The sequence below is a fragment of the Streptomyces sp. NPDC028910 genome, assembly GCF_055564955.1.
On record NZ_JBVHVF010000015.1, the window covers coordinates 90,789 to 97,130 of the forward strand.

At 73.8% G+C, this 6,342-nt stretch carries 5 protein-coding genes; 2 read left to right on the plus strand and 3 right to left on the minus strand.

Annotated features, from left to right (window positions below; genetic code table 11):
* Positions 1 to 7: 7 nt before the first annotated feature.
* Positions 8 to 976, plus strand: coding sequence for a TAXI family TRAP transporter solute-binding subunit (locus ACZ4TV_RS19595; RefSeq protein WP_468135934.1), 969 nt, complete (start codon positions 8 to 10; stop codon positions 974 to 976).
* On the opposite strand, the gene ACZ4TV_RS19600 is transcribed toward ACZ4TV_RS19595, so the two are convergent.
* The 3 genes from ACZ4TV_RS19600 to ACZ4TV_RS19610 form a co-directional block, all read right to left on the minus strand.
* A complete protein-coding gene (locus tag ACZ4TV_RS19600; protein ID WP_468135935.1) occupies positions 955 to 2,412 on the minus strand; it encodes a sensor histidine kinase in 1,458 nt (485 codons plus the stop codon). The genes ACZ4TV_RS19595 and ACZ4TV_RS19600 overlap by 22 nt on opposite strands.
* Complete coding sequence (locus tag ACZ4TV_RS19605; RefSeq protein WP_468135936.1) at positions 2,409 to 3,149, minus strand: response regulator transcription factor; 741 nt, start codon at positions 3,147 to 3,149, stop codon at positions 2,409 to 2,411. The genes ACZ4TV_RS19600 and ACZ4TV_RS19605 overlap by 4 nt, the downstream gene beginning before the upstream one ends.
* Positions 3,150 to 3,223: 74 nt before the next feature.
* Positions 3,224 to 4,600, minus strand: a complete 1,377-nt coding sequence (locus ACZ4TV_RS19610) for an MFS transporter (protein ID WP_468136016.1) — start codon at positions 4,598 to 4,600, stop codon at positions 3,224 to 3,226.
* Between the two features lie 316 nt (positions 4,601 to 4,916).
* Between ACZ4TV_RS19610 and ACZ4TV_RS19615 the strand changes: the two genes are divergently transcribed.
* The gene (locus tag ACZ4TV_RS19615) at positions 4,917 to 6,254 is read left to right on the plus strand and encodes a phytase (RefSeq protein WP_468135937.1); all 1,338 of its coding nucleotides are present in this window, start codon (positions 4,917 to 4,919) and stop codon (positions 6,252 to 6,254) included.
* The last annotated feature ends 88 nt before the right edge of the window (positions 6,255 to 6,342 follow it).

A 6,342-nucleotide genomic window follows, 5' to 3' on the forward strand; every position in this document is an offset into this window, starting at 1 on the left:
TTCCGCCGTGACCAGCGCAGAGGTGAGCCGCCGACGGGTGATGGGCGCCGCGCTCGGCGCCGTCGCGGTGGCGCTGTCCGGATGCTCGGGGGCGTCCGGCCCGGTACGGCGGCTACGGCTCGCGACGGGGCCGGAGGGCGGGCCGTACAACGCCTTCGGGAAGGCCCTGGCCCAGGCCGTCGCCGCGAGCGGGCGACCGCTCGACATCGTTCCGGTGAGCACCGCGGCGAGCGTGGACAACCTGCGGAAGCTGGACGACGGCTCCGTCGAGCTGGCCCTGGCCATGGCCGACGTGGCCGAGGACGCGGTGCTGGGGCGCGAGTCGTTCCCCCGGCCGGCCGCCGTGACGGCGCTGGCCCGCGTCTACGTGAACTACACCCACCTCCTGGTCCCGGCGGACGGGCCGGTGCGGTCCGTGCGGGACCTCGCCGGGCGCCCGGTCGCCGCGGGCGCGGCGGGGTCGGGGGTGCAGGTGGTGGCGGAACGGGTCCTGCGCGCGTCGGAGTTGAGCGGCGGACCTTCGCCGGCACGCGAGCGGCGACTGGGCCTCGGCGCGTCGGTGGCGGCGCTGCGCGAGGGCACGGTCGACGCGGTGTTCTGGTCCGGAGGCGTGCCCACGCCGGCGCTGGCGGGGCTGGCGCGCGAGCTGCCGTTGCGGTTCCTGCCGCTCGACGACCACGTGGGCGCGCTGCGGGAGCGCTACGCCCCCGTCTACACGGCGGTCACGCTGCCCGCCGGGGTGTACGGGCTGGCGGAGCCGGTGGGCACCATCGGGGTCGGCAACTACCTCCTGGCCCGTGGGGACGTGGGGGAGAGCGCCGTGCGCGAACTGCTCCGGGTGGTGTTCGAGCGGTGGCGCGACCTGCTGCGGGAGGTGACGGCGGGGGCGCGGCTGGAGCCCCGGTTCGCCATCTCCACCGGCGAGGTGCCGCTCCACCCGGGCGCGGTCGCGTACTACCGGTCGGTGTACGGCTGAGCGGTCACTGAGGACGGGAGTCGGGGGTCTGGGACCAGGCCGTGCGAGGAGGACGGGAGCCGGAGTTCTGCGACCAGGCCGTGCGGCAGATTGCCGCTCACGACGAGCCGGCCGCCGCTGACGCGGGCGATCTCGTCGGCGATGGCCAGTCCCAGTCCGCTGCCGCGAACGTTCTGGTGCTCGGGGGAGCGCGCGAAACGCCGTAGCAGCAACGTCAGTTGCTCCTCCGGCACTCCGGGGCCGTCGTCGGCGACCCGTACGACGGCGCTCGCGTCCGGCCCCTGCGTGACGTGCACCTCGACGCGGCCACCGCGCGGCACGAACTTCACGGCGTTGTCGAGGAGCGCGTCCAGGATCCGGCCCGCCGCGTCGGGCAGGGCCCGCGCCCGCAGCCCTTCCGGGAGGCCGGTGAGCGCCAACTCCACTTCCGCGGCGCGGAAGACCGGAGCCCAGGCCGCCACCCGATCCCGTACCGCCCGTGACACGTCCTGATCGCTCAGCTCCGCCGCCGCGCCGGACTCCACCCGCGCCAGGGCCAGCAGGCCGTCGAGCAGCTCCTCCAGGCGCTCCGCCTCGTCCAGGGCCCGGGTGTGCTCGGCCAGGCCGGGCCCGGGAGCGATGTGCGGTTCGACGTTCTCCAGCCGCAGTACCAGGGTGGCCAGCGGATTGCGCAGTTGGTGGGAGGCGTCGGCGACGAAGTCGCGCTGGCGGCCCATGGAGTCGGCCATGGCCTGCGCCATGGTGTTGAAGTGCTGCCGCAGATGGCGCAGTTCCGGCGGTCCGGTGTCCGAGACGGCCCGCGCCTGGAGGCTGCCCGCCGTCAGTCGTTCCACCGCCCGGTCCAGGTCGAGGAGCGGGCGCATCAGCCAGCGCGCGATGCCCGCCGCGACCAGGGCCGCCGCCGCGAAGGCGGCGACCGCGCCGGCGGCGATGAGCACCCAGCGGACCGTCACGTCCCGGCGGGCGGCGTCGGTGGGGACGGCCATCAGGACCGCCCCGCTGACCCGCTCGTCCCGGCCCACCGGCTCGGCGAGCACGACGGTCGTGGGCCCCCAGGGACGAAGGGTCGGCAGCCGGTCGGTGGAGCGGCCGGTGAGGGCCCGGCGCCGGGCGTCCGACGCGGTGGCCGAATCAGTGGCGGCCCGCGAGGCGGGCCCCGTGCCGGCCCGCGCGAGCGTCGCTCCGGCCGTGTCCACCACGACGACCCCGGCTCCGTACAGCTGGGCGTACCGGCTGATCTCGGCCGAGAGCTCCGCCCGGTCGGCGGCGGTGCGCATCCGCTCGGCCAGATCGGCGAACCGCACGGCTTCCGAGCGCCGTTGCAGGAGCAGGTGCTCGGTGCGGCCGCGGGCGTAGGCGTCGGCCAGCGGGACGCACAGCAGCAGGGCGGCGGCTCCCATGAGCACCATCAGCACGGCGAGGAGCCGGCGTCTCATCGCAGGCCGTCCCCTTCGCCGTCCCGCTCATCGGGCGCCGTCGGGCAGCCGAGCTGGTAGCCGTACCCGCGCACGGTGCGCACCAGGCCGGAGCGGCCGGTCTTGGCGCGGATCCCCGCGACATGGACGTCCAGCGAGCGGGAGGCGGCGAGGAAGACGTCACCCCAGATCCGGTCCAGGATCTCCGCGCGGGAACGCACCTGGTCCGGGCGGGCGGCCAGGAACGCGAGCACATCGAATTCCCGGCGCGTCAGCCTGACGTCGCCGCCCGCCACCCTGACGGTACGGGCCGCCAGGTCGACCTCGACGTCCCCGGTGCGCACGGGCCGGCCCCCGGCGGGGCCGCCGTGGCCGGCCGGTTGAGCACCCGTACGGCCGGAGCGGATGTCCGTCCGGCGGCGTACGGTGTCGATACGGGCCATCAACTCGGCCATCCGGAACGGCTTGACGACATAGTCGTCGGCGCCCGCCCGCAGCCCCTGCACGATGTCGCGCTCCTCGCAGCGCGCGGTCACCACGATCAGGGGCGCGTCGCACACGGTGCGCAGCCGCCGCAGCAGCTCCAGCCCGTCGAGGTCGGGAAGGCCCAGGTCGAGCAGGACGAACTCCGCCTCGCGGGCGTGCCGCAGGGCGTCCAGGGCACGGCCCACCCGGCGGACGGTGTGTCCCCGCTGGGCGAGGGCGGTGCCGAGCGCCTGGGCCATGCGGTCGTCGTCCTCGACGAGAAGCGCGTGCATAGTCGGTGTCCTCGGTACGCGTGACCTGGGGCAGCAGCCTACGGGAGCCGCCGCCCCGGGTCACCGGCGGCGGATCAGCGCGCGGCCTCGGCCGAGGCGGTCGCCGGCCGCACCCGGTCGGCGTCGGCGTCCGCGTCGGCCCCGGACTCGGCGCGGCTGAGCGCGGCGTTGCGGGTGTCCGGCATCAGGACGTAGGTCACGAGGGAGATCAGCGCGCACCCGGAGACGTACCAGAAGAACATCGTCTCGTGCCCGCTGCTCTTGAACCACAGCGCCACGTACTCCGCCGTGCCGCCGAAGAGCGCGTTGGCGATCGCGTACGGCAGCGCCACGCCCAGGGCGCGCACCCGTGTCGGGAACAGCTCGGCCTTGACCGCCGCGTTGATCGAGGTGTACCCGGTGATGATCACCAGGGCCAGCAGGGACAGGCCGAGCGCGGACCAGTACGAGGACGCCGACCCGACGGCGGTCATGATCGGGTACGTGCCGACGGTGCAGCCCACCGCGAAGGTGATGAGCAGCGGACGGCGGCCGATCCGGTCGGACAGCATCCCGGCGAAGGGCTGCAGCACGGCGAAGAGGGCCAGGGCGGTGAAGCTGACCAGCGTGGCGGTGGTCTTCTCCATGCCCGCACTGCCGACCAGGTACTTGGTGAGGTAGGTGGTGTACGTGTAGTAGGCCACGGTGCCGCCGAGGGTGAGCGCCATGACGAGGCCCGCCTGCCGCCGGTACTGCCACAGGGCCTTCAGCGTGCCGCGCGTGCTGTCGTCGTGGGCGTCCTCGCCCGACGACTCCTCCTTGAACGCGTCGGTCTCCTGGAGCCGCCGCCGCAGCCAGAAGACGACCACCGCGAACAACGCCCCGAGGACGAAGGGGATCCGCCAGCCCCAGCTCTCCAACTGGGCCGTGGTGAGCGTGTGCTGCATCGTGATCAGGATGCCCAGACCGAGCAGCTGGCCGCAGGTCATCGACACGTACTGGAAGGACGAGCCCAGGCCGCGCCGGTTGCGGGCCGACGCCTCGGTGAGGTAGGTGGCGCTGGCCGCGTACTCGCCGCCGATGCTCATTCCCTGGAGCAGACGCGCGAGCAGCAGCACGAGCGCGCCGAAGTAGCCGGCCTGGCCGTAGGTCGGTGCGACGGCGATCAGCAGGGCGGCCACCGACATCATGGTGACGGTCAGCGTGAGCGCGCTCTTGCGTCCGTGCCGGTCGGCGGCGCGGCCGAGGATCCACCCGCCGACGGGCCGCATCAGGAAGCCGACGGCGAAGATCCCAGCCGTGTTCATCAGCTGCGTGGTCGGGTTGTCGCCGGGGAAGAAGGAGTCGGCGAAGTAGATCGCGAAGCTGGCGTAGACGAACCAGTCGTACCACTCGACGAGATTGCCGAGCGAGCCGCCGATCAGCGCGAGCCGGCGCTTCGCGCGCTCGTCGCCGGGCGGCGACGCGGGCATGATGGCAGACGAGGACATGGCGGCTCCAGAGGGAAGTCCCTGATGGGAGAGGGGAGAGAGGCCCCAGCGGTGGGGAAGTGTCCAGAGCATGCGGCTGCCGTCGCACCCGGACAAGGTCCGGCACGCAGATCTAACGTTCCGCTAAGGAAGCCCCGGTGCCCCGCTGCCGGGGGAGTTCATTGCGCGGTCATGCTCACGTCATGCGGCCTCCATGGCGGCTACCCGCAGGTAGCCCAGGGTGGGGGCGGCCCGTCGCGGAGCGCCCGGGGACCCCGACTCCACGGCCGGCCCCTCGATCCCGTGACCAGGAGGCAAGATGAGCGTGATCTCAAGAAGGCGGACGCCGGTCGTGGCAGCGGCGGCCCTCGTGGCCGTGGGGCTGATCGGGTGGCCGGCGCAGGCCCGTGAGGGCGGCGCGTCGCCCTCGCTGCCCCAGGTGTCCGCCTCCGTCGAGACGCCCTCCCTCTTCGACGACGAGGCCGGTGGCAACGCGAACGCGGACGACCCCGCGATCTGGCGCAACGCGAAGGACCCCGACCGCAGTCTGGTCATCGCCACCGCCAAGGAGGGCGGCTTGCGCGTGTACGACCTGGACGGGCGCCAGGTGCAGTCCCTGCCGGCGCCACCGCCGCCGCGGGACGGTGACAAGCCCGGGCGCTTCAACAACGTCGACCTGATCACCGGGCTGCGCTTCCCCGACGGCCGCCGCGACGTGGCCGTCGTCTCCGACAGGGGCCGCGACCAGCTGCGCGTCTACCGGATCGACCCCGAGCGGCCCACCGCACCGCTGGTCGACGTCACCGACGAGGCAGCCGCCCCGCCCGTCTTCTCCGCCGATCAGGACGAGGTCAACGACCAGCGGACCGCCTACGGCCTGGCCGCCTACACCGACCGCCGCAACGGCCGCTCGTTCGCGGTCACCAGCCGACGCCACGCCACGGACCTCGCGCTGGCCGAACTTCTGCCGACCCGGCGCGGCACGGTCGGCTACCGCACGGTCCGCACCACCTCGCTGCCCTCCTCCTTCACCCTGCCCGACGGGAAGACGTGGGCGCCGTGCGGCGAGCCGGGCGAGCTCCCCCAGGTCGAGGGCATGGTCATCGATCCCGATACCGGCGACCTCTACGCCGGCCAGGAAGACGTCGGCATCTGGAAGCTCGACGCCGACCTCCGTGCCCCTGCCCGCCTGATCGAGAAGGTCCGCTCCTTCGCAGTGCCCGGCACCTGGAACCCGCAGACCGAGGAATGCGACGCGGGCGCGGACCCCGGCTTCGGCGGACGGCACGTATCCGCCGACGTGGAGGGCCTGACCATCTGGCGCGACCCCGAGCACCCCGGGCACGGCGGCTACCTGCTCGCCTCCAGCCAGGGCGACGACACCTTCGCCGTCTTCGACCGCGAGCACGGCAACGCGTACGTCCGCAGCTTCCGCATCGCCGCAGGCACCAAGCCCGGCGCACCCGACGGCTCCCAGGAGTGCGACGGCGCCGCCGTCACCAGCGCACCGCTGGGCAGGAAGTTCCCGAACGGCATGCTGGTCGTCCAGGACGGTGCCAACACGCCCGAGACCGCCGGGCCCGACGGGGAGGCCCGTACCGACACCGACTTCAAGTTCGTGGACCTGGGCCGCCTGGAACGCGCCGCGCGCCTCTGACCCGGACGGATCGTGGGGGGGGGGGGGGGGGGGGGGGGGGGTCTTGCCGATAACCTTACGGGGGCGCATTTCCCCACCTCTCTCGGGG

Bases quoted from the DNA above. Each gene is read 5' to 3' on its own strand.
- ACZ4TV_RS19600 (WP_468135935.1), bottom strand. From the start codon at position 2,412: ATGAGACGCCGGCTCCTCGCCGTGCTGATGGTGCTCATGGGAGCCGCC.
- ACZ4TV_RS19605 (WP_468135936.1), bottom strand. From the start codon at position 3,149: ATGCACGCGCTTCTCGTCGAGGACGACGACCGCATGGCCCAGGCGCTC.
- ACZ4TV_RS19610 (WP_468136016.1), bottom strand. From the start codon at position 4,600: ATGCCCGCGTCGCCGCCCGGCGACGAGCGCGCGAAGCGCCGGCTCGCG.
- ACZ4TV_RS19615 (WP_468135937.1), top strand. From the start codon at position 4,917: ATGAGCGTGATCTCAAGAAGGCGGACGCCGGTCGTGGCAGCGGCGGCC.